We start from the raw sequence: 25,828 nt of genomic DNA on the forward strand, positions 1-25,828 counted from the left end.
GTTTGCAGGGTAAAAAATGTGTGTATGGTCTCTCGCTATTCATCGTCCGGGCGCAGTCGCCAGACAGCAGGAGGGATATCCATCTCAAAGCGGGCGCCTGTGCCCTCGGTCCCGCATTCACGGATCGTGATGCCCGTTATGGCGAGGATCTCTGCCACCAGAAAGAGGCCGTATCCGGTATTTGACCCATACCCCTGCTGGAATATCTTCTCTTTCTTTGCGGCGGCAATTCCATCGCCATTATCGGTAACCGTGATCTTCCCTCTCTGTCCCGGTGTGCCGGTAAATGAGACTGCAATCTCTGAGAGTGTCTCACCACCGTGCCGGATGGCGTTTTCAAAGAGATTGTAAAAGACCTTTTCGAGCATCGGGTCGGCACAGATCTCTGCACCGTCAGTACTCACGCAAAACTGCAGATACGGGGCATGGATGGACGCAAGGGCATTCTCCACCACATCTGCTATGGACTGGAACCGCGGCTCTTCGAGACCCATCGATTCGTAATCGCGGGCAAAGGTGAGCTGGCGCTCAATCTTTTTCAGCGTCTGCTCCATCCTCCCGGTATAGTCGGCTATTTCAGGGCAGCGGTCCGTAAATCCTTCCAGAAGGTCACAGTACATCCCGAGAACAGCAAGCTGGTTGAGGACGTCATGGCGGGTGATGGTGGACAGGAGGGAGAGCTTCCGGTTGGCATCCCGGATCCGTCTTTCCATCCGTGTTTTTTCCTTCAGTTCAGTGTCAAGGGCCAGCTTTTGTGCCTGTATCTCGGTCAGATCGTCCGCCTGCCGTTTCACGAGAATACGGATGGAATCTTCCAGCCGCCTGAGTTCATACCCGTGCGTCCGGCGGATTTCATGCGCAAGATTGCCCCGTGCAATCTCATCCACGTCATCTGCAATCATTTCCACCGGGCGACCCACCGTGTAGGCGACGATATATGCCACCCCTGCGGCAAAGATCAATCCTCCGATAAGGATGAGCATATAGCGTGAGAGGGTCTCTGCAAGCAAGGCACTGAGTTCTTCTGTTGAATAGATCAGCACTGCTGCATAGACAGTGTCTGACGGTACGAGTGAGCCGTATCCCGGGTCGATGAGAAAGACGTGGACCAGCCGCTCCTGGTCCGGAAAGGTCATCTCGATGCCGTCCCCGGTCCGGAGCACCCGTGCTGCTGTGCCGGTGATATCATCCCGGGAGAGATAAGGATGGCTCGCATACCACCTTTCCATCTCATCCGGAGTCTTCTCGACAAACACCCCGTTTCCATCAACTATAAGAATTGATTCAATGGCATTGTCGGCTGCTTCAAGCTGGTCTGTGACATCACCAAACGAAAAGTAGAGCGTGCCCGGAGCGGCCAGACGTTCGTTATAGAGGCCAATCCCAAGAATATACCGGTGATCGGGTGTCGGCAGGTAGGCATACTTGCGGACAAGGGTGGGGTCAAGCACACTCTGCTCCCACGGGTCACCGACATATCCGGTTCCTTCCCGGATGGCAGTGAGACGTTCTGCGAAGGCAGGATACACTGAGAAGTCGGCATCCATCTGGGTGGCATCGGTCGTATGGATGATCATCTGCTCTTCGTTAATGATATAGAGGTTCACATCATCGGTGAAATCCCCCTGTATGGTGGCCTGAAGACGTGCAAGGTCCATTTGTGCGGGTTCTCCACCTGCTGCCAGATAGGCTGCCTCCATCCGGTTCAGTGCATCATTCATTGCCGGGTCATAGATGGAGCTGAGCACCATCGTGCCACGGGAGACGAGCGAAACAGCGGTTGTTATAGCCGTCTCGGTCTGCTCGATATTCTCGGAATATGCAGTAATGATTCGTTCTTTTTCGGTGACGAATCCGTTATAGGAACAGGCGCAGACAAGGAGGGTGAAGATGAAGAAAAAGACCAGCATGATCTTTGTACCGATGGTGAGGTTAAGGCCAATGTATGCTGGTTTTTTGTTCATTCGCGCCTCTTGGTTATACTATTAAAAAGTTTATCTCATTTATGAAAAGATTAATCTGCTGAATTGTTATAGCTCATTTATCGTATAAATACTGTCATTAATACGTTTCTCACAAAAATTGGGTGTTTATGGATAGATACCGCGCTGAATGGTGTCCAATGGTATCTTTCGGTGGTGCACTGCGGTTGCAACCAGTGCCCCGTCATAGCCTTCCTCAGAAACAACTGCACAGTCACTCTCAGATGCCATCCCGCCGCCATAAAAAAGGATCCCTTCATAGGCCGAGCGCATCTCAGCGAGATATGGTGGCAGCCCCCGTTCTGTTCCCACAGAGCCGAGATTAATTACAATGCAGACATCATAGTCCCAGCCGTTTGCGGTTTTCAGGAATGATGCAGGCGTTTCACCAGTCGGATAAATCCGGTCAGCTTTCAGGTCAACGGTGAGGGCCCCGCCGTGGTAGGCGGCAAGGTCCTGCCCGCCGGTCTCGGTTGAGATGACGGGGAAGATGCCTGCCCGCCGGTCTTCCTCACTCACGATAAATTCACGGCGGCCGCGGTTGACGTAGCTCTTCTCCAGGAGGCGGCAGCAGGCCCGGACGTCCTCTTCATTGTCCCGGCCGGTCCCTTCAATGCCGTCCAGATCAGCGACGTAGCCATACACCGGTTTCATCGCCGCCGTGTATGCAGCGGGTGCGGCATCCGAAACCAGTCCCCAGTCAAGAGGGCGGTAGCCCGCCCGGTTGCCGGACTGCCCCTGGACGACATATCCGTCCATAATGTCTATTGCAAGCAGAATGTCCATAGGATTCCTGATAAAAAAAGGGTGCCTGAAAGGCAAAAAACTGCGCCTGTCCGGATGGATCAGGGAGTTTCTCCTTCAGGCCGTTTCGCCTGCAGGACACGGGCGATGATGAAGGATGCCGCGGTGCCGGCGATGACAACGAGGGTAAACCCAATGCCGAGGGCCAGTGGATCATAGCCGCCATAGGGCTCTGTGATCTCGGATATCACATTGAGCACGAGAAGCACACCAAGCACGAGCGGGACGATGAATTTGATACAGAGATCATACCATGTACCGATCTTCCACGCCGAGAGGCTGTTGAGGTGATCCCTGAGCTTCTCAGCCCCGAATATCCATCCGATGACCACGGTCTCCAGAATGCCGGTGATGAGGAGCATGAAGGTGTTGATGTAGTGGTCAATGATATCGAGCCAGTAGAGGCCTCTTCCGGTGGTGAAGAGGATCCCGATCAGGAAAAGAATGCCGCACAAGGCCGCGATTGTCACTGATCTGTTGAGATGCGGCTTTTCATCAAAGATGGTCGTTGAAACCGCTTCAGTGAGTGAGAACGCCGAATCAACGCCGAGGGTTATCAGCATGACGAAGAAGAGTTTGCCAAGTACCTGCGGGAAGACCGGGAACTGTGCAATGGCAGCCGGATAAACGACAAATGCCAGCCTGATACCACTTGATACAACCTCTGAGACAGCAACACCGGACTGGTGGGCAAGGAATCCAAGGGTGGTGAATAGCGCAATCCCGGCAAAAATCGAGGTGAAGCAGTTTGCAAGTGAGATGGTGATAGCCGATTTGGTGATATCCACCTTTTCCGGGAGATAGAGGCATACGCAATCATAATGGCCATCGCAAGCGAGAGCGTGTAGAAGATCTGCCCGAAGGCAGCTATCCGGACATCAGGGTCCAGCAGTCTTGCAAAGTCAGGGGTAAGATAGTAGGCAAGGCCATCCATCGCGTCGGGGAGGGTTAAGCCGTTTACGACAAAGAGAATGATGAGCACCCACGGGACGGTGACGGTCACCAGCACCATCTTCTCGACAGAGTGTACGCCCCTGAAGATGGAGAAATATATCCAGATCCATACCAAAGCCAGTCCCGCGATGATGATCCAGTTGACTGCTCCAAGGGAGAATGGTCCGTCTGAGATGGCTAGGAAGTCATTGAAGAAGAATGACTCCGGACCCGCTGCATACGCAAGGTCCAGAGAGAAAAAGGCATAATCGACCTCCCACCCGATGATCACCGCATAGTACGCGACAATGATGAATGCGACCACGACTGCCATCCAGCCGTTCCACTCTTTTTTCTTCCAACAAGGTCGCGGAAGGCCTGTGCGGCGCCTGCCTTTGTTTTATTTCCGATTCCCGGCTCACGGAGCAGCAGAGGAATGCCTGCTCCGAAGAGAGCAATAAAGTAGGGGATTAAGAAGGCCCCTCCGTCGTTGTCATAGGCGACATACGGGAAACGCCAGATGTTGCCGAATCCGATTGCAGATCCAATTGCTGCAAGAATAAAGAGCCGCTGAGAGCTTCAGTGCATTGTCCGTTCTGCCATATTACACCCATCCTGTGATAATTTACGAATAGATACTGAAGCGTTGACGGTCTGTAACGTTAAGTGCTATTAAAGCGGTATGCGGTGTCGTCAGTATCCGGGTGCCTGCCCCGCATATGCCCCATATCTGTTGGGGGTATTGCTATTCAGAACTGAATGGCAGATTCCCTTTCCCGTTAAAAGGCTGGTTTCAGTCTGATTTTCATCTTTCATTAGATCAGTAGTACTGGTTGGGGGGGCATGTTCCGTACATGTGGCCCGTCTACTCGACTGTCAATGCAGCCTTTGCGGGTGATTGCGTCCGGAGATTCCATGATTCGTGCCGCACCCCCTTCTCTCCACCGATACTGCCGGGTGGTCACAGACACAAATCGGGGTTATGTATACCGGATCAAATTAATCACTGGTGTTAATTGCTCCCAAAAAGTATCGGTTTATCTCAAATGATCCCCAAAATGGAATTAAAACCAGAAGGGTTATTTACTCTATTTTGATATCTACCAATACGGGGCGGGGATAGTCTGACAAGTCATCATTCATTTTCCCGGATTCTTTCACTGACCATTGTCGCAGCACTCGCCGTCGCTATTGTTATCGCATGCTTTTTCTCGTATACCGCTGCCATTGAGAATATTGACCATACGTTTTATGAAAGCCAGCAGGCGGCGGAAAAACAGATTACTGTCTCTTCAAATCTCATTGATCGTGGAAACCGGATCTATGAGGCCACCTTCAACAGCCAGCTGGAAAATGGCCTTAAGCAGTTTCAGACAGCATATGTGGCGTCCGGGGGGGACCCGGCAGCAATCGACCTCATACTCCTGAAGGAGGAGATCGGTCAGTATACCGCAGCAGAGGTGGATCTCTATATCATCAATGAGAGCGGCGTGATTGAATATGCCACCTATGAACCGGACATTGGGATTGATTTCAGTGCCTATCCACAATTTTTTGGGGAGATTACGCAAATACGGGAAGGGGATGCATTTGTCCCGGACAGAAGCGGCAGCGGTGTGGACCATACCGAAGCTCTGCGGAAGTTTGCGTACCTCCCCACTCCTGACCACCAGTACCTCCTCGAGATGAGCCTGAACATGGAGACTCTGCCGGATGAGCAGCGTATATTCACATATGATGAATTAATCCCTGCTCTTACCGATGCTCATCCGATAGTGACCAATATACGCTTCTATAGTTCAACATATGGCCCTTTTAACGTCAACACGGGCATAGGGGAGGCAGGTGCGGATGATGCGACAATCGTCATCCTGCAGCAGGTGAAGGATACCGGTGAGCCGGTGGGTGTTTCTGACCCAAAGAACAAGACGGAAACCCGTTATTTTATTGTCGACATTGAGGACAGTTCATCACCCATACACTCACTTGTGGATTTTTATGCAGAGGTGACCTACACGACCGGGGCACGCGAGGCGGCGGCATTTCAGGCACTTGTGACGTACGGCACTATTATGCTGCTCGGGCTTGGCATTGCCGCCATCTTAGGGATTATTGTCTCCCGTCACGTTGCCCGTCCCGTCACGGATATCGTTGATGATATCGATATCATCGCATCCGGTGATCTGGATCATGCAATTCGGCCTGCCCGAATTCCCGAATTCTCGCGAATTGCCGACAGCACCACGGTGCTTGTCACAGAACTGAAAGAGAAGATCAACGAAGTTAACCGGAAAAACCGGGAACTTGCGGCATCTGAGGGGGAGAAGACGCTGATATTAAATGCGGTCACAGAAGGCGTCTTCTTCCTTGACACTGACTATCACATCATCTGGGCGAATGCGGCTGCCAGACGGATCACAACCGGAACAGAGATGGGGCCGACGGGATGTCCCTGTTATCGTGTAGTGCACGATGAGCCGGGTGTCTGCGAGGGCTGTCCGATACCGGAGGCACTGGAGAGGCAGCACCCGGTGCAGGGTACGGTTGCCACAGCCGACGGGACGGTCACGGAAGTGATCGCAAGCCCGGTACTGGATGAGAGCGGTGTGCCTACCGGTATTGTGGTGACTGCTCTTGACGTTACCGCCCGTGAGGCGGCAGCTGCGGCCCTGCGGACCAGTGAACGGCAGTACCGGGATCTCTTCACCGGCATGAATACCGGGTTTGCCCTGATCAGGAGGGAAGAAAGTGATGATATCCGCTTCCTTACGGTAAACCCGGCTTTTGCGAAGATAACGGAGATAAAACCGGAAAATGCGATCAACACCCCTGTTGAAGACGTCCTGCCCGGCAGGGGAATAACTGCACGGGAGATCCTCCGGCGGGTCCGTGAGGGCCGGGCCGGTGAACCCATTGAGTTCCGTTCAGAGATACTGGGAAAGGATCTGCGTATCACTGCCTTTTCCACCGCGGAGGGGGATGAAGCAGGCGTCCTTCTGGAGGATGTAACAGGCATTGTCGAACTCAGGCGGCAGCAGCGTGAGACACTGGAGCAGATCGAGCGGAACCTGGAGCACCTTGCCATTCTCAATGATGAGATCAGAAACCCCCTGATGGTGATCCTCGGGTATACCGAACTTGATGAGGGTGTCTATGCGGACCGGATCTATGAGCAGATTGCCACGATCAACGAACTGGTCCGCCGCCTGGACCAGCGCTGGCTGGAATCAGAGAAGGTCCGTGAGTTCCTGCGCAAACACCATGGCTGGGATCCGGATGAACCCGATGAGCGGTCCTGACGGCACCTGGCCCGTGTGCCTCTCTGCGTATTCTCCGGGAGACGTTCCGGAGACAGTGGATGGGATTACCGGGAAAAAGGATCTGATCTCTTCTCCATGAAAAGGGGAGCACATCTTCAATGAACAGAGCATGAAAGATACGTTTCACGTTCGTATTTTAAAAGAAGGCATCAGAGTAGGTAGCGACAACTGCGGTCTCGGGGAGTGTCCCGCTGGTAAGCAGGGTATAGGTCTCTTCCTCCACGGTGAGGGTGGTGGTATTGGTACGTGTTGCCACTTCTCCTTTGGAAAGACGCCCGATTGGAAAGACAAGGTCTGCCTGCTGCCACTCAGGCGCACCGGGAGGCGTTGTCAGGTAGACCGCCACGACTATATTGTCTGCAGCGGCGGTTCCGGTGTTCTCGACGGTCAGGGTGACAGTGTAAGTGAGTGTGAGGTTTGCGGGATCGGTTTCTGCCACAGCCGCCACTGTCCCGTAGCTGAGGGCAGGGGTGCCGGGTTCGCCGAAGAGGGCAAACAGCAGCAGACAGCTGCCGGCGATGATAAGGGGGATGTACCACTTCATCTTTCGGATAGATTAGGGAGTGGCAGCATTTGCCTGTTGCGGCGGAGACAGTGGACTAACCCATGATTATTTATCTGCCGGGGTGTAAAAAGACTGAGAATACAGGTGCGATAGTGCCTGTACACGAAAGGAGCAACCCCGATGCCTACCAGAGTAAAATTAGAAACGACCAAGGGCGACATTATCATCGAACTCTACGATGACATGCCAATCACTGCAGGAAACTTCAAAAAACTCGTTGAGGATGGATTTTATGACGGAATCGTCTTCCACCGGGTGATCCGGAATTTCATGATCCAGGGCGGCTGTCCGAAGGGCACCGGCACCGGCGGACCAGGCTATACCATCAAAGACGAGTTTGTCAAGGGCCACTCAAACATCCGTGGCACCATATCAATGGCGAACACCGGCCAGCCAAACAGCGGCGGTTCACAGTTCTTTATTAACCTGGTGAACAACAAATTCCTGGACTTTGATGACCGCCAGACCCCGTCCAAGCATCCGGTCTTTGGCGAAGTGGTTGAGGGGATGGATGTTGTCGATGCCATTGCATTCTCCCGCACCGACAAAAATGACCGCCCGGTAGAGAAGGTTGTCATCACAAAGGCAACCATTCTCTGAAATATTCTTTTTTATTCGTTTCGTCGTCTGAGAGCAGATGCGCATCCAAGAGCACTGATGCCTGCTGCCGCAAGCACGGTCCCCACCCCTCCCGGAGAGGTGGTCGGTGCCGGCACACTGGCGGATGGTGCGGTCTCTTTCGGTGAGGCGGCTGGTATTGGTGTAAGGGTGGATGCCGGAGTAGTGGCAGGCACCGGTGTTTCCGGGGGAGCGGTGACGACAAAGGTCTGCATCAGCACCGCGGAGGATCCATACGGGTACTCCCCGGATTTGGACAGCTGAATTTTATAGGTCGCGGGCAGAAATCCGGTGGTGTCGATGACAAATCCCCAGTTCCCTCCCTCTGCTACTGTAAACGGGTAGCGGCCTGCTTCCCTCGCGGGGTAGTTCGGCACTTCCCGATAGAGGATTGCTTCGTCTGCGTACCCGGCCGGTATCGTGCTTGTACCGGTGATCGTTACCATCCCGCCTGGCATGGTCTCGGAAGGGTTTACGGTAAATGCGATGGTATACCCGGCGGCCGTCCCTCCCAGAAGGGCGCAGCAGGCGGCGAGTATGCATATCTTACGTATTGTCTTCATCGCCTGTCTTTCTCTTCTGGCAGTGGCAGGTGGGGTGGACAGCCTCTCCTGAATGTGACTCATGAGTCCCACCCCCGTCTGCAGCAGTATGCCGCACAGATGAACCCTGCGAGGATACCAGCGAGTGGGGCAGGCGTTCTCTCTGCCGGTGCAGCTGCAGGTCCTGCTGGAGATTCCGGTGTCACCACCGGCGCCGGGGTGACAGCAGGAACCGGGATGACGGTCACCTCGTCAGTGGTCAGAAGGCCCTTTTCATCGGAATACCGGACTGTGTAGGTGTCCGGCCCGGGTACAGAGCAACTGAAGGCGAAGGCGCCGTCTGCTGCAACCGGGACCGTGACAGTTCCACAGATGTCATTGCCGGCGCTGTCGGAGACATCTATCAGGATATGGCCACCCTCAGGGGAATGGGCCACTCCTGAGATGGCGATGTTTCCCTGCCAGTACTGCGTCGCAGGGGTCGTTACCACACAGTCCTTTGAGCGGTCAATCACCTCGACAAACCGATAGGTGACCGAGGACGACCCAAGGGGATAGTTGCTTTTTTTTCCGATCTCAAGCTTGTAGGAGGTCGCCATCCAGCCGTCAGTTGAGAAGGTGGCCGCCCAGGCACCGTCCGGCCCTGTGGTAAAGACCCGGTAGTCGACTGATACCGGCATATTGCCCGGCATATCGCGGTAGGCGATGATGGAGCCCTGTGCGCCAGGCGGGCAGGTGCTGGTGCCGTTCACTGCAATCGGTTCTCCGGCACTCACCCAGGACGGAGCGTCAAATGATATCAGGTATCCGGCAGCTGTCCCGGAAAGGACAGCAGCCGCCAGAATAGTCAGAAACACAACGGATACTCTCATGTCAGTCACTTCTTATATAACTGAAAAGAGGGGATGACGGGTCATAACCCTTTCTTCCGAAAATGCTCAGGCCCAAAAAAGGAAGGCACCGGCGGATGCCGCACAAAAAAGGGTGATCATCGATATGATGAGTCCGTATTCCCTGCCGGTGAGTGCTTTTTTTTTCAGATGCTCATAGGCATCCTTTCCGTATCCGCGGCAGAGCATTGCGGTATAGGTGCGTTCGCCCTGTTCATAACTGCGCAGAAACATCGTGCCGATGGTGTAGGCAAGGATCTTCATCCGGTAGCGGTAGGATAAGGCCCGGGAGAAGGCGTTGAAGTGGCGGACGGCGAGGGCGTCGTTGATGTCTGCATACATCTCTGCGAAGACGAAGAGGTAGCGGATCATCATTCCGAGGGAGAGTGCCATCACCGAAGGAAACCCGAGGCGCCGCGCTCCCTGCAGCAAATCCTCCATGGGAGTCGTGGATGACAAAAGAATCACCCAGATAATACATGCCGTGAATTTCAGGGCAAGAATGGTCGCGAATTCAACGGATTCAGCATATATCGATATCCCGAACGGGAAGGTGACTATTGGAGTGAATACGTCATAATATGGATTTTCAAAGAATATCTGAAAGAAAATGATGAACAGCCCAAAGGGCAGGGTCATCAGGTAGCGCCAGAAAAAGACGCGTGGCGAGAGACCCGAGAGAGCCCACCAGACAGTAAAGAGCCCAAACCAGCAGAGTGCGAGCGGGTATACCGCGGTGGAGTAGGGCATGGCCACCATCGAGATGATGGCAGCAAAGGTGATGATTATTTTTACCCGGGCATCCAGCCGGTGGACACGGCTGGTGCCCTGGGCGTCGCGTTCAATGGTGGCGAGATGTTCGATCATGCCCGGTCCGCCAGCAGCCGGAGGAGTTCAGCCTCCACATCGCGGTAGGAGGACCCCGCATCAATTCTGATGCCGCTGTCCCTGAGCGACCGCAGGAGGCGTGCCAGAATGGGAACGTCCAGGCGTGCCCCGCGGAGGAGTTCTTCACGGAGGAATATCTCATCCGGCGTACCTTCCCCCGCGATGATGCCGTCCTGCATTACATAGACATAATCAGCGATCTCCGGGACCAGGTCAACCTGATGGGTGGAGAAGATGACCGTCATCCCGTAGGTGTCCGGGAGGGTGCGGAGAAAGCCGGTAAGTTCCCGGACACCCTGCGGATCAAGGCCGGAGGATGGCTCATCCAGCACAATCACCTGCGGCTCCATCGCGAGAACCCCTGCGATGGCCACCCGTTTCTTCTCTCCTCCCGAGAGCTTGTGCGGGGTGCGGTGGCGCAGATGCCCGGCTTCCATCAGGCGAAGGGCTTCATCGACCCGGTGCGTAACCGTCTCTTCATCGAGGCCAAGGTTCACCGGGCCGAAGGCGACATCCTGCTCCACGGTTGGGGAGAAGATCTGGTCATCGGGATTCTGGAAGACCATGCCCACGGTCTTTCGCACCTCCCTGATATTCTTTTTTGTTACCGCTTCTCCGTGCACGAGCACCTGCCCGGAGGTCGGTGTGAGGATGCCACAGAAATGGCTGAAAAGAGTGCTTTTACCCGCTCCGTTCGAGCCAAGAACGGCTATCCGTGCATGCCTGTGGATATGCATGCTGACCGACCGAAGGGCATCGATCCCTCCCGGGTAGGAGTAGGTGAGGTCACGTGTCTCGATGATGTGCATGGATAGATACCGTAGAGAAATCTCTGCAGGGAATGGGTATTAAGATTGTCATATTGTGTATGAAAAAATAGGTATTCGTTTTTCTCTGGTATGTCAGAGAATGGGGAGGGGTTCAGTCTCCCTGCCCCGGAAACGGGAATCCGGTAATTGTCGGTATACGTGTGCCTGGTGTGGAGGCCTGTATTAGTTCGCTTTTGCAGCGACCAGACGTGAGGCGATGAAGGCCAGTCCGAAGGCGATGACGATGCCTGCAAAGACAGCAAAGAGTTCTCCCGCTTTCCCTCCCTCATCGCCGGTGGTGTAGTCAGGCAGCGGTGCTTCGTATTCGAAAGCGTCACTTACCCCGACTGCTTCCGGGTCCCCGTCTTCAGGGGATGGGCCGGTGAGGGTCTTTTCGCCCTGCACAAAGAGAGCGGTGGACTCCAGGCCGTCCGGGTCACCGGATGCAAGGAATACTGCAAGGCCGCCGATGAGAATCGCGATCACCAGGCCGCCGATGAGAAACTGGCTATTGGAGATGTTCATGCTGCAGCCTCCGTGGCGGCGTTGTCTGTCAGCATATCCGGGCGTGCCGTTGCGATGAAGTAGATCGCAGCAGCGGTGATGATGCCTTCAATGATGCCGATTGCCGCATGATAGGTGCCCATTGCAATGAGGCCCGGCACAAGGGGGAATGTGCCTGCAATGGCCATCTCAACAGCTGCTGCAAGTGCTGCAATGAGACAGGCAAGCCATGCTGCAACGCCTGCAGATGCATAGCGGTTCAGTCCTGCCCCGCTCAGGGTCTGGTAGCCGTAGAATCCGACAAATCCGCCGATGACACCCATATTGAGGATATTGACACCCATTGTGGTGAGGCCGCCGTCACCGAAGATAATGCCCTGGATGATCAGGACCAGCGTCAGGATGAAGACGGCCGCATACGGTGAGCCGAGCACAATGGCTGCGAGTGCGCCGCCGACAAGATGCCCGGAGGTGCCCATGGCGACCGGGAGGTTAAATGCCTGGATGGCAAATATTCCTGCAGAAAGGACCGCAACAAGCGGGATTTTGTCTTCAGACAGTTCATTCTTCGCCCATTTTAGTGCGAGGGCAATAAAGACAAGTGCCACAATCCAGTAGATGGCACTCTGCCATAGTGGGAGAAACGCATCAGGTATATGCATGGTAATCCACTTGAAAATATTACGTTTTTGTTTATATGTGTTACTAAATCAATCAAAATTCAAATTCGTAATATCATTTCTGATTTGTTCCCATATGGGTATTAAATCCGGAGGGAGAAGGGGTTATCTCTTCACTCATTCCAGATAACATGAATATCTATGAATTTGCTGTACGATGAACTGGAGGATGCGCTTGGCTACCGGTTCCGCGACCGTGCCCTGCTTGTTCGTGCCACCAACCGGCTTGCGGCGGCAAAAGAGGATGGATGCGGCGATGGCAGCGCAATGGACGGGCTGGCTACCCTTGGTGACGCGGTTATCGATGTGGTGGTGCTGGAGCATCTCATCGCAGGGGGGATGGAGAGCAAGGGTGAGCTCTCTGTAACCAAGATGAATATGGTTAATATGACGGTTCTCCGCCGTCTTGCAGAGTCCATTGAACTGCACCGCTATGTGACGTGGGGGAAGGGGGAGTCCGGGCAGGAGATCTGGCGGTCAGGGCGGGTGCTTGCGGAGTGCATGGAGGCGGTCTGTGGAGCGGCGTACCTTGACGGCGGAACAACAGCCGTTCAAAGGGTTCTTGCACACCTCGGCTTCTTTCCATAATCACGGTTTCAGAAATCCAAAGATTTCCGCTCTTTCTTTCATGCAGGATGTTTCCGGCCCGTGTTCTCTTCTCTCTGCATTATTCCTCCCGAACGGAGTATTTAGCACCCGTGAGCGGCGGTAACTCCATCCCTGACGTATACAGCAGACCAACGGTTCGGCCCGGTGCATTCCGAAGACATGTGGTGACACTGAAGACCATGCACCACAGAAGAGAAGGAAAATTGAGGTTATCTCTTTTGTTCAGCGGGCCCGGCGGGAGTGCATGAAGAGCAGGGCTATAATCCCTGCTGCCGGGATGAAGAGTGGTGCCGGGGTTGTGGTGGGCACCGGTGTTGCCGCCCCGCCCGGAGCGAGTGGCAGGGAGAGTGAAGCCGTCTGTCCGGCGGTGATGGTCACTGTTGCCTCTGCAGGCGCATACCCGTCAAGCTGAAGGCGGATGGTGTGGGTACCTGCAGGGATGGCCGAGATGGTGGCAGGGGTCATGCGGCCGGAGAGACTGCCGTCAATGGAGATCCGGGCACCCGGCGGGCTGGTGCTCACCGCAAGTTTTCCGGTCGCTGCGGATGAGGTGGGTGTGGTGGTGAATATGGCGCTGCCGGTTCCCTCCTCCATGTCGGCAGAGACCGTGATGGTCTGCCCTTCCGAGAGGGAGATGGTCTCCTGATAGTCATCGTATCCGCTGAGCCTGAGGAGAATGGTATGCTGTCCGGTCCTGAGGTCAGTGATGGGGAAATATCCGTTCTCCATCGTCTCGCCCTGGTAGATGCCGTTGAGGTATATGGCAGCGCCGGCCGGGACTGACCGGATGAGGATGGCATTCTCCGGCACAACGGAACTCAGGACGGCGTAGATGTACCGGGTGCCGCTGCCGGTCATGTCAATCGTCTCACGCCAGTTGTAATAGCCGTTTTTTGTGATGACGATCTGGTGCTCGCCGGGGTCGATATCGGTCTCTGTGTGGGGCGTTGTGCCGATGATGGTGCCGTCAAGTGAGATGTACGCACCCGAAGGCTCGGAGGTAAAGATGATCTCGCCGCTGCCGCCCAGATTAAGCGTGACGGTCCGGTATTCACTGCCGGTCATGGTGACGATCTGTGTTGCACTCTCAGCACCCGGCATCTCGGCGATGACGGTGTATGTGCCCGGACGGAGACGGGTAACGGTCACGGGAGCCGTTCCCTGGTAGATGCCGTTGATATAGACTGAGGCACCGGTGGGAGAGGTCTGCACGGCAAGCGTACCGGTGGTCGTGCCGCTGTCTGCGGTGAGGGTGAAGTAGAGGTCAGTGGATGATCCGTCCGAAACATAGGGCAGATTCTGTGAGACGGTATAATACCCGGCTTTCCGTATTTCAACTGTGCTGTAGCGGGGGCCTGTGGTAGAGACGGTGACGGTCAGAACCCCTCCTGAGGTCTGACCCTGGTAGACGCTGTCAAAATATACCGGTGCATAATCGATGTTGGTGTGGATGCGGTACTGTGCCAGTCCTGCTGCGGCGGGACAGAGGAGGAGGGCACCTGCAAGGAGGATCAGAATGCCGGCACAGAGGCGCCGGTGTGCGCGACCTGTCATAGGTGAATATACAGTGAGTGCAAAGATATAGCTGACTGGTCGGGAATGGAGATGTCCGGACATGAGGTATTTGGCATGCATGCGGGCGATACTATATTTTAATCTCAGGAAAAACATTCTTCAGGTGATTATACGATATATCCTGACCTCGGCGACGATGAAAAACTGGTGACGACTTCACCTTCTGTCAGGGTCAAATCTCATTTTTTTGATCTCTTCCTCACGCAAAAACGTCTCATTCTTACCCAGCCGGATTATCCGGATGCACCTCAGGTGGATATTGTATTCAGCATGGTTTCGGCCTTCTCGCGCGGTGAGACCGCTGAGGGGGACCCGTCCCTCTCCCTTACGGTCATGTCCGAAAGGGGTGAAAGGACGATGGTCCTGGCATTTGACGGGGGTGGTGGGTTTAAACCGGCTGATGAACGGGACCGGCTGGCAGAACTGGTTGCTGGTATGCTTGGAAAAACAGCACCCCCGCCGGGCCCTGCCCCTGCTGCTGTCTTCTCACCTTCCATACCCGATCAGGCAGAAACCGAAGCTCCGTCTTCTACCGGGCCGGCAGAGACTCTGGTATCCGAACCGGCTCCCCCCGTATCCGTTTCGTCGATTTTTCGCCCTGAGAATGAGCCTGCACCGGAAAAACTCCCTGTCCGGCCTCCTTCTCCCTCTGTTTCCGGTCTGAAAGCAGAGCATATCATCGTGAAAGGCCGTGAGTTCACTGCCTCCCTGACACCGGATACCATCTCCCTCGTCCGGCACGAGGACCCGAAGGCGCCTCCGCTTACGGTGCGCAGGAGAGAGATTACCGGCGTTGTCGCGAAGGAGTCGGCAGGGGGTGACCCCTCCCTGCATCTCCGGGTCCGGGCGGCAGACGGCAATGAGCGGACAATGGTGCTGGTATTCTCGGAGTGGTACTCCGGCGGCCGGGCACCGGAACGTGAGGAATGGGCGGCAGCACTCACAGAGACTGCCGCGGCACCCGTGACGCCTGTCGCGCGCCCAATCCGGCCCGTCCGCGGAGAACGGGAGGCGCCGTTCTCCCCTCCTACAGCCCGTCCACCGGGTGGCGGTTCAATCCCTTGTGGGGCAAAGTTCTGCACTGAGTGTGGAGCACCGCTCACGGGAAGCCCAAGGTTCTGTCCGAACTGCGGATCGCCGGTTGGTTCCGGGAGCGGATCGGCACAGGCCACCACTGGCATTCGCGACCTGCCCTTTGATGCGGCCATAGAAGATGAGCGCCCGGCAAAGAAACAGAAACCACGTCAGAAGCGGGAAAAAAAGGAAAAAAAACAGCGGCAGCCACGAAAAAAGGCCTCATTCCGGTTCCGCAGCCAGGAGCTGGGCCTCTCCGAGGTTCCGTTCATTGAGAAATTTTTCGGTTTTCTTGCTGCACCGGATGACGCATTCCGGTATACACGAACCGACAGTTTCGGGCAGGCGCTGGTCTATCTTGCAGCAGTTCTTGCCATCTTTGCAGCTGTTACCTCGATTGTGCTGCACCTCTTCGCCGGTTCCCTTGATGCAGCGGAGTATCCCCGGATGGCCGCTCTGGGAGCTGATATTGTGGGTTCGCTCCTTCTTATCCCGAGAATTGTCATCCTTGGCATCGCGGGCATCCTCATCTGGTCACTTGTCATGCACATCCTGCTGCGCATTCTCGGCCAGAGTGATGATGTAACAGAGACCTTCCGTACGTGTGCCTATGCGGCAACGCCCTTTGGCACAGTGGGGCTCATCCCCTTCTTCGGCCCGTTTCTTGCAGCAATCTGGATGCTTGTACTGCAGTACAAAGGACTTGTTGCGGCAGATGATGTGGAGAACAGGTTTGCGCTGCTTGCGGTTGCCGTGCCGGTCATCCTCTTTGGGGTGATATTCTCTCTCTTTTTCTCAGCAGGAGGTTCACAGTAATGAAAAAATCAATACTCTTCCTTCCCCAATGGATGCAGAATCTTCCGGACGGGACGATATCCGGCCTTCTCGGCACGCTGATGGCTGTGCTTGTCATCATCGCATGCGCCGTCCCACCGGTATGTGCGGATAATACAACGCCAATGGCCGGAATCACGAATACAACAGCTACAGCTACTGCTACGGCAACCGCAACGGCTACTGAAACTGCAACAGCAACTGCCACAGCGACTGCGACCGCAACTGCAACCGCAACCGCTACCGCAACGGCTACTGAAACTGCTACGGCAACCGCAACCGCTACCGCAACCGCTACTGCAACCGCTACTGCCACAGCAACTGCCACAGCGACTGCGACAGCGACTGCAACCGCTACTGCGACAGCCACACAGACACAGGTCGCTCTGCCGGTCGCCTCGTTCTCGTACAGTCCGTCAAACCCGGCACCGGGAACCGCGGTCACATTTACTGATACGTCAAGCGGCAGTCCGACCGGCTACTACTGGAATTTTGGCAACGGACAGATCAGCGCGGTGAAGTATCCTCCTGCCCAGACCTATTCGTCTGCCGGAACCTATATCGTCAGCCTGACTGTTTCGAATGCTGCCGGGACGTCTGCTGCTTATACACGGTCGATTGTCGTTGCGTCGGCGAATACTCTGGATGCAGATTTCGATTTTTCCCCGTCAAGTCCTGATGCCGGGGATTCCATCTCCTTCACTGATGAATCAGAAGGGAATCCAACCAGTTGGGAATGGGATTTTGATGACAATACCGGTTCTGAGAACCAGAATCCGTCTCATACCTTCTCCTCTGATGGTGAATATGATGTAAAACTTACCATCAGAAAATCAGGTGGGTTCTCCGACACCGTCACCAAAACAATCACCGTGGGGGAAGGCACGACAACCGTAACCGGTGATAAACCAACCGCTTCTTTTTCCTGGACCCCCTCAAGCCCGGTGGTGGGGAGTCCGGTCTCCTTCACCGACACCTCAACCGGTGAAGGCATCGATCAGTGGAAGTGGGACTTTGATGATGCGATGGACTTCACCGGCAACCGGGTAAGCACACTCCGGAATCCTCAGCACACCTACCAGAACTCCGGCAGCTACTATGTGACACTCACGGTCTGGAATGACGCCGGGAGCAATATCATAGGAAAGACAGTCACTGTCGGCACCGTCCAGCTCAATGCCCGCTTCAATGCCTATCCGTCAAGTGGTTCGGCCCCGCTCACTGTGCGGTTTGTGGACGCATCCACGGGCAGCGGCATTGAGTCATATCAATGGAACTTCGGCAACGGCCGGACCTACACGGGGTCGTCGCCGTCCAATGTCGTCTATTCATCGCCCGGAACCTACACGGCCTCCCTCGAGATAGAGGATGAGAACGGCAGGACGGATGAGTTTACGATGAACATCATCGTCAACCCGGCGGTGACTGCTGCAGCCATGACGCAGACTCCTGTTCCCACCGCGACTCCGGTGCCTGTTGGAGAGGATACCGGATTTATTGACGGAGAATACCGGCAGATGACCGGTCTCTATAATGAGTATATCCGAATACTCTTCGGCTTCCTTGGAATCGATGATGAACCCGGTTTCCTGATCTTTGCGGTGAAAAAGAGCTAATAAAATTCATTTTTTCGACGTGAAAGGATTTTTCGGCACACACACTGCCAGACTTACTGTTTCAGTCAAAAGAACCTGTGTCCGGATACCGCCACCGTACATCCCTTTCCAAATGCCTGAAGAGTTCCAGCATTGCTCTCAGGAACAGGTATCGCTCTATCCGGAAAAAAAGAATTATTTCTTAGCTTTTCCCTGGTTTGCTACGGCCTGTGCTGCCGCTTTGACCGCCTCTTCATCACCGAGGTAGTACGACCGGATGGGTTTTAAGTCATCATCAAGTTCATAGACGAGCGGGATCCCGGTCGGTATATTGAGTTGTGAGATGTCTTCGTCAGATATGCCCTCCAGATTTTTTACGAGTGCCCGCAGACTGTTGCCGTGTGCAGCGATGAGCACATTCTTCCCTGCCCGGATGTCCGGGGCAATCTCCCCGCTCCAGAGTGGGAGGAAACGGGCGACCGTATCCTTAAGACACTCGGTGAGGGGAATCTCTTCCGGTGAAAGAGAAGAATACCGGGGATCATTTGCCGGTGAACGTTCGTCATCCGCTGCAAGGGGTTCGGGAGGAATGATGTAGCTTCTCCGCCAGATGAATACCTGCTCGTCACCGTATTTTGCTGCGGTCTCTGCCTTGTTTAAACCCTGCAGGGCACCGTAGTGGCGTTCGTTCAGGCGCCATGAGCGTCGCACGGGAATCCACATCAGGTCCATTTCGTCGAGGGTGATCCAGAGTGTGCGGATGGCCCGTTTCAACACCGAGGTGTAGGCGACATCGAAGGTGAACCCCTCGCGGCGGAGGAGGGCCCCTGCCGCATGCGCCTCTTCCAGGCCTTTTTCAGAAAGGTCAACGTCAGTCCACCCGGTAAAGCGGTTCTCGCGGTTCCATTCGCTCTCCCCATGACGGAGCAGCACAAGTCTGTACATAGATCAGAAATCTCCTGCATACCTCTCGTCGGGACCAAAAAAATACCTTGTCATCCTGCCCGTTCGCTGCACCCTGCTCCTGTCCTGCCGGGTGGGGAGGAGTACCCTCTTCTTTGTCTCCCTTCAGGTGATGAGGAGGGTGATGAGCGGGAGTGTTGCAAGAGAGAGGGTGGTCGTGAGAAAGACCCCTTTCGAGGCGATGGTGGCGTCTACATGGTATTCTTCTGCAAGCATAACCGCATTGGCGGCAACCGGCATTGCCGCGAGAAGTACCGGGATACCCAGCAGGAATGGCCCCGATACAAAGGGACGGAGAAGGAGAAAGACTGCAAGGGGAATGATACAGAGGCGTAGTGCGGCGATGACCCATATTTTTTTGTCGGTAAACAGGCCCTCAACAGGCAGGGTTGCAAGCAGTGCTCCCACGACGACCATTGCAAGCGGGGTGGTGGTGCTGCCGAGCAGGGTAAGTACGTCAGCGAACGGTGACGGAATATGGATCTGGAGTACGAAGAGAATCAGACCCGTCACTGAAGCGATGATGCCTGTGTTCAGGAAGAGTTTCGGGTCAAGGTAGCGGCCCATGTCTGGCCTGAGCATAAGCACGCCCACTGAGAAGAGCAGGAGACTGAATGTGAGGTTGAATATGGAGACATAGAAGATAGATTCCGGGCCGAATACCGCGCCTGCTACCGGGATGCCCATGAACCCGAGGTTTGAGAAGACGAGCATAAACCGCATCACGCCCTCCTCAAGGTCAGAGTCTGCGACAAAGCGGGGCACGGTGAAGGCGAGCGTAAAGGAGACCGCATAGAATACCGCCACCCCGAGCAGAATACCGCCCGCATTGGCCACCAGTTCGGGAGTGAGAGGCACCTGCATGGCCATCACAATCAGGGCAGGAAGGCTTACGTTCACCACAAACGAAGAAAGTCCGCGGGCTCCGTCCGGGCCGATGACGCCGGTCCGCCTGCAGAGAAAGCCGATGCCCATCAACAGAAAGAGGATGATGATGCTCTCTGCAATGACCGTGACACTCATATGTTCAGTACATTGGCGAAGCGGCTACAATACTATTTGCGAACGTGGCAGGTGTCTGGAAAAAAAGGGGGAGTTACCGGCGGATGACCACCAGTGCTGTGGCACAGCCGAGAAGAGCCGCCATCAGGCCAAATCCTGGAACCGGAGTTGACGAGGGTGTGGTGGGCACTTCAGACGCGGTGGGTGCCGTGGTCTCTGTTTCCGGCAGTGTTGCGGGCACCGCAGTCGTCTCTTCGGTCACCGGTGCTGTGGTGGGCACTGCAGACGCGGTGCTCATGGATTTGATAAAGAAGGCAGACACGGCTTGTGGGCCGACAATCATCTCACTTTGCGGACAGGCTGATGCGGGGGCCTCACCTTTGATGAAGAGGATCTCCAGATACTGCTGGTTTCCTGTCGCCAGTGCATTCCAGGTCTCTGCCGGCAGCAGGGTCTGTGTCCCGACATCTGATACCGTGTACTCCTTTCCATTTGCGTCATACCCGACAATGGTCGCGACTACATCCACCGACTGCGCGTAGCAGACTGATCCCATGCAGGAGTCACACTTCGGCGTTGCCGTATACGTTACCCTGTAGTTGCCGACAAATGGGGTTACCATCGCATTCGGGTCGCCGACCATCCACGCCAGCTGTTTCTGGGTGGACTGTTTCGACCCGACGAGGCCGATGGCAATCCACTCTTCACCGCCCATCAGGGTGCCGACCACCTCATCGCCCTGTTTGATGTTGTCAAACAGGACATCGAATGTCGAGGTCCCATAGATGGTCACCGGGTCGACCGGCGCAAACTGCTTCCCGTTCCACTGCGCAGATATCTTCACATCAAGCACGCCTGTCGCTTTATCCGCCTTTGTCACTGTTCCCAGGAATACCTCTTCCAGTTCAACTGCCGCAGCGGGCATCACAATACACATTGCAATGAGAAGAATGACCAGAAATTCCATTATATACCGTTTCGTCACAAGACACACCTCCAAAGAACCATTCACACCGTTCGGTCCTGTGGTACTCTTCCAATACTACCCCTCTCTATAATAACCTTGGGTGCTGATATGAACCAAAATGACTATTCCTGTCCGCTTTTGTCTGGTATAGGGCAAGAGAGCGATTCAGTCATATTTGGTATATGAGGTTCAGATGGAGCGAACCGGTAAAAATATGAGTTATTCTGTTTTTTTCAGTAGCTTTCGTGCATCCTCGACGGCCTCGTTTATCGCCTTCTCCAGTTTATCTCCGGCCTTTGTCGCCTCCTTTTCCAGGTGGCTGCGGCCTTCTTTTGTACCAAAGAGGGTCTTTCCGAGTGTCTTTACATCCGTTATCGTCCGTGAGACTGATTTCCGGGCAGTGGCAATTATTTCTTCAACATCGACCTCAGGTGCTGCCCTCTCTGCCTCATCAGCAGGCATCGGTTCTTCCACCCATACGCCTTTTTCAAAGTGTCCTCGTGTTCCTGCCATAGTATCAGGGAGTTATTCTCATTTGTCGGTAATAATGGCACGGGTTGTTTCAGTACCGGGTTCGGGAGGACGGCATGAGACGGATATGTGGCAGGACCCTTGTTTGTGCATGGCGATAATGTGATGGTACGGCTATGATCCCGGAAGCAGCGTATCGGCCTGTAATCCCGGTATCAGTCCTTTTTTTGTTCACCGGTGTATTATCGGCAGGGCAGGGAGAAGAACCGGGTATAATCATAGCCAAAGAAGAGGGGGGCGATACCGAATGAGCACACTCCGATGAGGATAGCCGCAGGTATGAATACGGTAACAGCCGCCCGGAATAAAGAGAGGTTCTGCAGTTCCCGGATGCCGTACGTGGTGACAGCCATGCTCCAGAACGTGGTGAAGATGCCTGCCAGGGGAATCCATCCGATCAGCAGCAGAGGGGTAACCCCATAGAGCAGGGCACGGAAGGTCTCCGTGACGCCGTTTTTTGCACCGCATGCCACTGCCGTGAGATGGATGCCGGCGCCTGTAGCGGTTACTGAGATGATGCCGAAGAGAAAACTGCCGGCAATGGCGGCGATGATTGAGTCTGCCCCTGTGGGTGTGGTGCTGATGAAGGGGACACTGCAAAAAAATCCGCCCACGCCGCCCCGGATAACCACACCGGCAAGGATGCTATGAATACAGAGGGCGGTGAGAAAGAAGAGGGCCGCCTCCATGAGGGTGCCATCCTGTACCTGGCGGAAGAATGCCGCAGGTTTCAGAAGAATATCAGCTGCCCGGAGGATGAACCCCTGTGCCATATACGCCGGGTATCGCTCCCCTGAGCAAATAAATGTACGTATTTTACGTAGTACAGGAATTCAGATGGTCACCGTTTCAGAATGGACGGCAGGGTGACTACATTATCAAAAGGAATCGTTATTTCGGAGAGATAGGCGTCTATCTTCGCCGTGCCCCGTACGCGGGCGTCCATGTCGCGGGTCAGGGCACCGGTGAGGAAGCGGACCGCCTCTGCCGAGGTGACGGTAACGGGAATCGGAACCTCGGTGGTGGTATAGGCGCCCAGGCTGACGTTTTCGGTCCATCCGTGGATGATGGCCCGTTCCGTTGTGCCGTCCGTGGGGAGGACATCAAACCTCACCTCTGAGAGGGTCAGGCGGGTCGGTGCACGGGAGGTGACGGCCATCGTTACGGTCCCGTGAATGGACGCAACTGAGACTCTTTTGATGGAGACAGCCTTCACAGCCACCGAGCAGAGACGGGAGAGGTCCATGGATAGTGCTGGTATGGGGTGGCCCGGGTAAAAAAGAATATCGTTCGTGCACCTAGCGGTATACAGCCGATAAGGCGACACGTTCTGCGATGAGTTCCGGGAGGCGTTCATTCCCTACAGTTGAAAGTTCTTCTTCAGTGACAGAGAAGTCCTGCATCAGGCGTGCCCGCTTCCCGGCATTCATCTCCTCAGCGCTGAGCGGAGGACTGGCATGGAGGGTCATGCCGGGTAGGCGGGCAATCTCATCTTCCGGCCTCTTTTCTGCACCCACGACCAATACCCAGAGGGCCATCGCCCCGTTCTGTGCCCCGAAGCCCGCGGCTTCACTTGTCTGGCGGCTTGCCGCCACCCAGAGAAGCACCTCCATCTCAAAGGAGCGGGCGACCGGGTTTTTATCCGCAAACCAGGCCCGGCAGGCATGGCTCAGTGCGGTCTTTACGTGCAGGCTGCCGGCGACTTTGTCTGCATTAATGCAGATGATGTGGGTCTGCGGGCCGAGGTGGTCGGCTGCGGTATGTACGGCTGCAAGAAAGGCCCGGATATCTGGTATCTCTGCATCAGCATAGAGGAGGGTGTGCGGGGGCATGGGGTTTTTGTCTGTGCTATTCATCTGATTTCGCTCCGAATGAGAAGAGGCTTTTTTGTGCGGTGGAATCATCAGCTGGGTGGCTGTTTCTTTCGGCTCCTGGTTTTCCGGCAGGGGCCCCGCCATCCATCTCGGTGGGCTGGTCGCCTTCCCCTTTGCGTGCGGCCATGCGTTCGGATGTGATGTCCCTGCGGATACCGCCCCGTCTTCCGGCTTTGGCCGCCCGGATGATACTTTCTGCGGTCTTGCCGCCCACAATGCTCCCAATCAACGAAGGGTCTGCTGTGGCAAGCGCTTCGGGGGTGGTGATGCCATTCGTGAAGAGTCGTCGTGCCCGGACCCTGCCAATGCCTTTGATCCGCACCAGAGGGATCAGCTCACGCCGGATGCCGTGGCGGACCCGGAGGGTGGTCTCCTCCACCGCGTCACGGTGCCCGGGAGCAAAAAGGCGGGCCAGCCGCCCGGAGGCGTGCAGCAGCCATCCCACTCCCTCGACCGCATTGTAGATGTCGCCCGGCCCGACCCCATAGCGCGTGCATATGGTATCGTCACCGATTTCATCCGTCCAGTCAGAGAGGAGCATTGCGGTCTTCAGACTGCGGAAGAACTCCTCCATCTCATCATAGGAGAACTCGGTCCTGAACTCCTCCTCATGTTCATAGAAGAACTTCTCAAGCATGCCGAGGTCGTTCTTCTTTACATAAAGGGTAAACATGTCAGGTGTCATGCACAGCAGCTGGAGCAGGGCAAGGTCTGTGAGATTCCCTTCTTCGCGGAGGGCAGTGGTGATGATTTCGGCTGAATGTGGGTCGATATAGAGTCTGCTGGTCAGCTCCCCGTATTCGGTTGCATGCAGCATACCTGAGAGATCCGTCACCATCTCGGCTTCGATAAGAAACACGAGGGCATCGTCCAGTGTCCGGGAGAGCGCCCGTTTGCCGGTATGCTGGTATGCATACAGGGTCTTCTCCAGAAATGCCATCAGTTCATCACGGGACCTGGCATACCCGGTTGCGATAAGCGAGAGGATATGCGCCGTGAGCACCCCTTCCTCTCCACACCGGGACTGCACATCCTCATCGGGTGCCTCTACATATTCCTCATAGAGGTCGTTTACCGCGTATTCGGCCTTTGCAATGAGGATCGCCTCACCATAAGGGTCCAGATGCGGCCGTCCGGCACGCCCTGCCATCTGGCGGTATTCGCGCACCGGAATTGGCCGCATCCCCTCACCGCCGGCGAAGCGGAGGTAGTCACGGATGATCACGCGCCGGGCCGGGAGGTTCAGCCCTGCGGCGAGTGTCGGCGTGGATGAGATGGCCTTGATAAACCCGGTTCGGAATCCCTCTTCGACGAGTGTCCGCTGTATCCGGTTCATTCCGGCATGGTGGAACGCTGCCCCGTTTCTGACACAGGCGGCAAGCACCCGCCCCATATCGGTCTCTGCTGCAGCCTCCAGTTTCTCTGCAATACTGTCCAGTACTGCATGGGAATATTTCAGGGCTGTTGCTGCCCGTTTCGCATACCCTTCCGCATTCCGCCGTGATGAGACGAAGACAAGGCACTGGCCCCCCTCTGCCACACAGTCAAGCAGGAGATTGATATCCTCGGTCTTTGCGGGAGCGGGGATTTCCTTCTCCTCATCGGCAAAATAAATGGTATTGCGATAGCAGATGCCTTCCCGGAGGTCTACCGGACGCCAGTCTGAGGTGATGAGGCCGGCGCCCAGCCATCCGGCGAGCTGTTTCGGGTTGCCGATGGTGGCAGAGAGGCCAATCACCTGCATTCCGGGGGAGGAATGACGCAGTTTGGTGATCACCATCTCAAGGGTAGGACCGCGGGATTCATCGTCGATGAGGTGCACCTCATCGACCACGAGGCAGGTGACACGGGAAAGCCACGGGGCACCGTTTCTGAGGAGGGAGTCCACCTTCTCCGAAGTGGCGATGACGATGTCATTTGCGCCCAGACGGTTCTCTTTCTGGTCATAGTCCCCGGTGGCGACACCGATGGCAGCTCCCTTGCCGGCAAATTCATGGGCCTTCTCAGTCGCAAGCGCCTTTAAGGGCACGACATAGAGGCACATGCCGCCCCGTGCGATGGCGGCGTGCATGGCCATCTCGGCGATCAGTGTCTTGCCGGATGCGGTGGGGATGGCGACCAGCAGATCTGCCCCGTCCAGAAGGCCTGCTGCTATGCACTCACTCTGGGGCGGGTATAAAGATTCGATGCCTTTCTCTTTGTAATGCTCTTTAAACGCCGTAGGCAGCGACAATTCAGAAAAGTCCAAAGGCACCCCTTCTTTTCCAGT

General features: G+C 55.4%; 24 protein-coding genes and 1 pseudogene. 5 read left to right on the plus strand and 20 right to left on the minus strand.

Going from position 1 to position 25,828, the window contains the following annotated elements; genetic code table 11:
- Nucleotides 1-35: 35 nt before the first annotated feature.
- The 4 genes and pseudogenes from L1S32_RS09505 to L1S32_RS09520 form a co-directional block, all read right to left on the minus strand.
- On the minus strand, nucleotides 36-1,964 hold the full coding sequence (locus L1S32_RS09505) for a HAMP domain-containing sensor histidine kinase (RefSeq protein WP_278154866.1): 1,929 nt from the start codon (nucleotides 1,962-1,964) through the stop codon (nucleotides 36-38).
- Nucleotides 1,965-2,090: 126 nt separating this feature from the next.
- Nucleotides 2,091-2,768 (minus strand): HisA/HisF-related TIM barrel protein, encoded by a 678-nt coding sequence (locus L1S32_RS09510; RefSeq protein WP_278154867.1) that lies wholly within the window; start codon nucleotides 2,766-2,768, stop codon nucleotides 2,091-2,093.
- A gap of 59 nt (nucleotides 2,769-2,827) precedes the next feature.
- Entirely contained in the window at nucleotides 2,828-3,574 is a 747-nt protein-coding gene (locus L1S32_RS09515) for a hypothetical protein (protein ID WP_278154868.1), read from the minus strand.
- Between the two features lie 17 nt (nucleotides 3,575-3,591).
- Nucleotides 3,592-4,053: pseudogene (locus L1S32_RS09520) on the minus strand (hypothetical protein); the annotation flags it as partial.
- 1,048 nt (nucleotides 4,054-5,101) lie between these two features.
- Between L1S32_RS09520 and L1S32_RS09525 the strand changes: the two are divergent.
- Complete coding sequence (locus L1S32_RS09525) at nucleotides 5,102-7,018, plus strand: PAS domain-containing protein (protein ID WP_278154869.1); 1,917 nt, start codon at nucleotides 5,102-5,104, stop codon at nucleotides 7,016-7,018.
- Between the two features lie 157 nt (nucleotides 7,019-7,175).
- Here the strand turns inward: L1S32_RS09525 and L1S32_RS09530 are convergent, their stop codons facing one another.
- Nucleotides 7,176-7,583 (minus strand): CARDB domain-containing protein, encoded by a 408-nt coding sequence (locus L1S32_RS09530; RefSeq protein ID WP_278154870.1) that lies wholly within the window; start codon nucleotides 7,581-7,583, stop codon nucleotides 7,176-7,178.
- A gap of 141 nt (nucleotides 7,584-7,724) precedes the next feature.
- Between L1S32_RS09530 and L1S32_RS09535 the strand changes: the two genes are divergently transcribed.
- Entirely contained in the window at nucleotides 7,725-8,204 is a 480-nt protein-coding gene (locus L1S32_RS09535) for a peptidylprolyl isomerase (protein ID WP_278154871.1), read from the plus strand.
- A gap of 11 nt (nucleotides 8,205-8,215) precedes the next feature.
- On the opposite strand, the gene L1S32_RS09540 is transcribed toward L1S32_RS09535, so the two are convergent.
- The 6 genes from L1S32_RS09540 to cbiM form a co-directional block, all read right to left on the minus strand.
- On the minus strand, nucleotides 8,216-8,785 hold the full coding sequence (locus L1S32_RS09540) for a hypothetical protein (protein ID WP_278154872.1): 570 nt from the start codon (nucleotides 8,783-8,785) through the stop codon (nucleotides 8,216-8,218).
- Between the two features lie 59 nt (nucleotides 8,786-8,844).
- Nucleotides 8,845-9,645: a hypothetical protein gene (locus L1S32_RS09545; RefSeq protein WP_278154873.1), complete on the minus strand. Its 801-nt coding sequence runs from the start codon at nucleotides 9,643-9,645 to the stop codon at nucleotides 8,845-8,847.
- A 57-nt stretch (nucleotides 9,646-9,702) separates the two neighbouring features.
- Nucleotides 9,703-10,521, minus strand: coding sequence for a cobalt ECF transporter T component CbiQ (gene cbiQ / locus L1S32_RS09550; protein WP_278154874.1), 819 nt, complete (start codon nucleotides 10,519-10,521; stop codon nucleotides 9,703-9,705).
- On the minus strand, nucleotides 10,518-11,351 hold the full coding sequence (locus L1S32_RS09555; protein WP_278154875.1) for an ATP-binding cassette domain-containing protein: 834 nt from the start codon (nucleotides 11,349-11,351) through the stop codon (nucleotides 10,518-10,520). Before L1S32_RS09555 ends, cbiQ begins: the two co-directional genes overlap by 4 nt.
- A 183-nt stretch (nucleotides 11,352-11,534) precedes the next feature.
- Nucleotides 11,535-11,876 (minus strand): PDGLE domain-containing protein, encoded by a 342-nt coding sequence (locus L1S32_RS09560; RefSeq protein ID WP_278154876.1) that lies wholly within the window; start codon nucleotides 11,874-11,876, stop codon nucleotides 11,535-11,537.
- Nucleotides 11,873-12,517 (minus strand): cobalt transporter CbiM, encoded by a 645-nt coding sequence (cbiM, locus tag L1S32_RS09565; protein ID WP_278154877.1) that lies wholly within the window; start codon nucleotides 12,515-12,517, stop codon nucleotides 11,873-11,875. Before cbiM ends, L1S32_RS09560 begins: the two co-directional genes overlap by 4 nt.
- 159 nt (nucleotides 12,518-12,676) lie before the next feature.
- Between cbiM and L1S32_RS09570 the strand changes: the two genes are divergently transcribed.
- Nucleotides 12,677-13,123, plus strand: coding sequence for a ribonuclease III domain-containing protein (locus tag L1S32_RS09570; protein WP_278154878.1), 447 nt, complete (start codon nucleotides 12,677-12,679; stop codon nucleotides 13,121-13,123).
- Between the two features lie 243 nt (nucleotides 13,124-13,366).
- Here L1S32_RS09570 and L1S32_RS09575 read toward each other — a convergent pair whose 3' ends face one another.
- Nucleotides 13,367-14,698 (minus strand): PEGA domain-containing protein, encoded by a 1,332-nt coding sequence (locus L1S32_RS09575; RefSeq protein WP_278154879.1) that lies wholly within the window; start codon nucleotides 14,696-14,698, stop codon nucleotides 13,367-13,369.
- A gap of 168 nt (nucleotides 14,699-14,866) precedes the next feature.
- On the opposite strand from L1S32_RS09575, the gene L1S32_RS09580 reads away from it, so the two are divergent.
- Nucleotides 14,867-16,609 (plus strand): YIP1 family protein, encoded by a 1,743-nt coding sequence (locus tag L1S32_RS09580; RefSeq protein ID WP_278154880.1) that lies wholly within the window; start codon nucleotides 14,867-14,869, stop codon nucleotides 16,607-16,609.
- Nucleotides 16,609-18,243, plus strand: coding sequence for a PKD domain-containing protein (locus tag L1S32_RS09585; protein WP_278154881.1), 1,635 nt, complete (start codon nucleotides 16,609-16,611; stop codon nucleotides 18,241-18,243). The genes L1S32_RS09580 and L1S32_RS09585 overlap by 1 nt, the downstream gene beginning before the upstream one ends.
- Before the next feature lie 174 nt (nucleotides 18,244-18,417).
- On the opposite strand, the gene gpmA is transcribed toward L1S32_RS09585, so the two are convergent.
- From gpmA to L1S32_RS09625, 8 genes are all read right to left on the minus strand, one after another.
- The gene (gene gpmA / locus L1S32_RS09590) at nucleotides 18,418-19,167 is read right to left on the minus strand and encodes a 2,3-diphosphoglycerate-dependent phosphoglycerate mutase (RefSeq protein WP_278154882.1); all 750 of its coding nucleotides are present in this window, start codon (nucleotides 19,165-19,167) and stop codon (nucleotides 18,418-18,420) included.
- 123 nt (nucleotides 19,168-19,290) lie between these two features.
- Entirely contained in the window at nucleotides 19,291-20,208 is a 918-nt protein-coding gene (locus L1S32_RS09595) for an AEC family transporter (RefSeq protein ID WP_278154883.1), read from the minus strand.
- A gap of 73 nt (nucleotides 20,209-20,281) precedes the next feature.
- Entirely contained in the window at nucleotides 20,282-21,172 is an 891-nt protein-coding gene (locus tag L1S32_RS09600) for a hypothetical protein (protein ID WP_278154884.1), read from the minus strand.
- Between the two features lie 201 nt (nucleotides 21,173-21,373).
- Nucleotides 21,374-21,667, minus strand: a complete 294-nt coding sequence (locus tag L1S32_RS09605; protein ID WP_278154885.1) for a hypothetical protein — start codon at nucleotides 21,665-21,667, stop codon at nucleotides 21,374-21,376.
- A 200-nt stretch (nucleotides 21,668-21,867) separates the two neighbouring features.
- Nucleotides 21,868-22,458, minus strand: a complete 591-nt coding sequence (locus L1S32_RS09610) for a YIP1 family protein (RefSeq protein WP_278154886.1) — start codon at nucleotides 22,456-22,458, stop codon at nucleotides 21,868-21,870.
- Nucleotides 22,459-22,526: 68 nt separating this feature from the next.
- Nucleotides 22,527-22,931 (minus strand): hypothetical protein, encoded by a 405-nt coding sequence (locus L1S32_RS09615; RefSeq protein ID WP_278154887.1) that lies wholly within the window; start codon nucleotides 22,929-22,931, stop codon nucleotides 22,527-22,529.
- 52 nt (nucleotides 22,932-22,983) lie between these two features.
- Nucleotides 22,984-23,541, minus strand: coding sequence for a KEOPS complex subunit Cgi121 (gene cgi121, locus L1S32_RS09620; protein WP_278154888.1), 558 nt, complete (start codon nucleotides 23,539-23,541; stop codon nucleotides 22,984-22,986).
- Nucleotides 23,534-25,807, minus strand: coding sequence for an ATP-dependent DNA helicase (locus tag L1S32_RS09625; protein ID WP_278154889.1), 2,274 nt, complete (start codon nucleotides 25,805-25,807; stop codon nucleotides 23,534-23,536). Before L1S32_RS09625 ends, cgi121 begins: the two co-directional genes overlap by 8 nt.
- Nucleotides 25,808-25,828 lie beyond the last annotated feature (21 nt).

The sequence above is a fragment of the Methanogenium sp. S4BF genome (genome assembly GCF_029633965.1).
Lineage (GTDB): Archaea > Halobacteriota > Methanomicrobia > Methanomicrobiales > Methanomicrobiaceae > Methanogenium.

Excerpts from the sequence above, each read along its gene's own strand:
- L1S32_RS09505 (WP_278154866.1), bottom strand. The coding sequence starts at position 1,964 with ATGAACAAAAAACCAGCATACATTGGCCTTAACCTCACCATCGGTACA.
- L1S32_RS09510 (WP_278154867.1), bottom strand. The coding sequence starts at position 2,768 with ATGGACATTCTGCTTGCAATAGACATTATGGACGGATATGTCGTCCAG.
- L1S32_RS09530 (WP_278154870.1), bottom strand. The coding sequence starts at position 7,583 with ATGAAGTGGTACATCCCCCTTATCATCGCCGGCAGCTGTCTGCTGCTG.
- L1S32_RS09535 (WP_278154871.1), top strand. The coding sequence starts at position 7,725 with ATGCCTACCAGAGTAAAATTAGAAACGACCAAGGGCGACATTATCATC.
- L1S32_RS09540 (WP_278154872.1), bottom strand. The coding sequence starts at position 8,785 with ATGAAGACAATACGTAAGATATGCATACTCGCCGCCTGCTGCGCCCTT.
- cbiQ (WP_278154874.1), bottom strand. The coding sequence starts at position 10,521 with ATGATCGAACATCTCGCCACCATTGAACGCGACGCCCAGGGCACCAGC.
- L1S32_RS09555 (WP_278154875.1), bottom strand. The coding sequence starts at position 11,351 with ATGCACATCATCGAGACACGTGACCTCACCTACTCCTACCCGGGAGGG.
- L1S32_RS09560 (WP_278154876.1), bottom strand. The coding sequence starts at position 11,876 with ATGAACATCTCCAATAGCCAGTTTCTCATCGGCGGCCTGGTGATCGCG.
- cbiM (WP_278154877.1), bottom strand. The coding sequence starts at position 12,517 with ATGCATATACCTGATGCGTTTCTCCCACTATGGCAGAGTGCCATCTAC.
- L1S32_RS09570 (WP_278154878.1), top strand. The coding sequence starts at position 12,677 with ATGAATTTGCTGTACGATGAACTGGAGGATGCGCTTGGCTACCGGTTC.
- L1S32_RS09575 (WP_278154879.1), bottom strand. The coding sequence starts at position 14,698 with ATGACAGGTCGCGCACACCGGCGCCTCTGTGCCGGCATTCTGATCCTC.
- L1S32_RS09585 (WP_278154881.1), top strand. The coding sequence starts at position 16,609 with ATGAAAAAATCAATACTCTTCCTTCCCCAATGGATGCAGAATCTTCCG.
- gpmA (WP_278154882.1), bottom strand. The coding sequence starts at position 19,167 with ATGTACAGACTTGTGCTGCTCCGTCATGGGGAGAGCGAATGGAACCGC.
- L1S32_RS09595 (WP_278154883.1), bottom strand. The coding sequence starts at position 20,208 with ATGAGTGTCACGGTCATTGCAGAGAGCATCATCATCCTCTTTCTGTTG.
- L1S32_RS09605 (WP_278154885.1), bottom strand. The coding sequence starts at position 21,667 with ATGGCAGGAACACGAGGACACTTTGAAAAAGGCGTATGGGTGGAAGAA.
- L1S32_RS09610 (WP_278154886.1), bottom strand. The coding sequence starts at position 22,458 with ATGGCACAGGGGTTCATCCTCCGGGCAGCTGATATTCTTCTGAAACCT.
- L1S32_RS09615 (WP_278154887.1), bottom strand. The coding sequence starts at position 22,931 with ATGGACCTCTCCCGTCTCTGCTCGGTGGCTGTGAAGGCTGTCTCCATC.
- cgi121 (WP_278154888.1), bottom strand. The coding sequence starts at position 23,541 with ATGAATAGCACAGACAAAAACCCCATGCCCCCGCACACCCTCCTCTAT.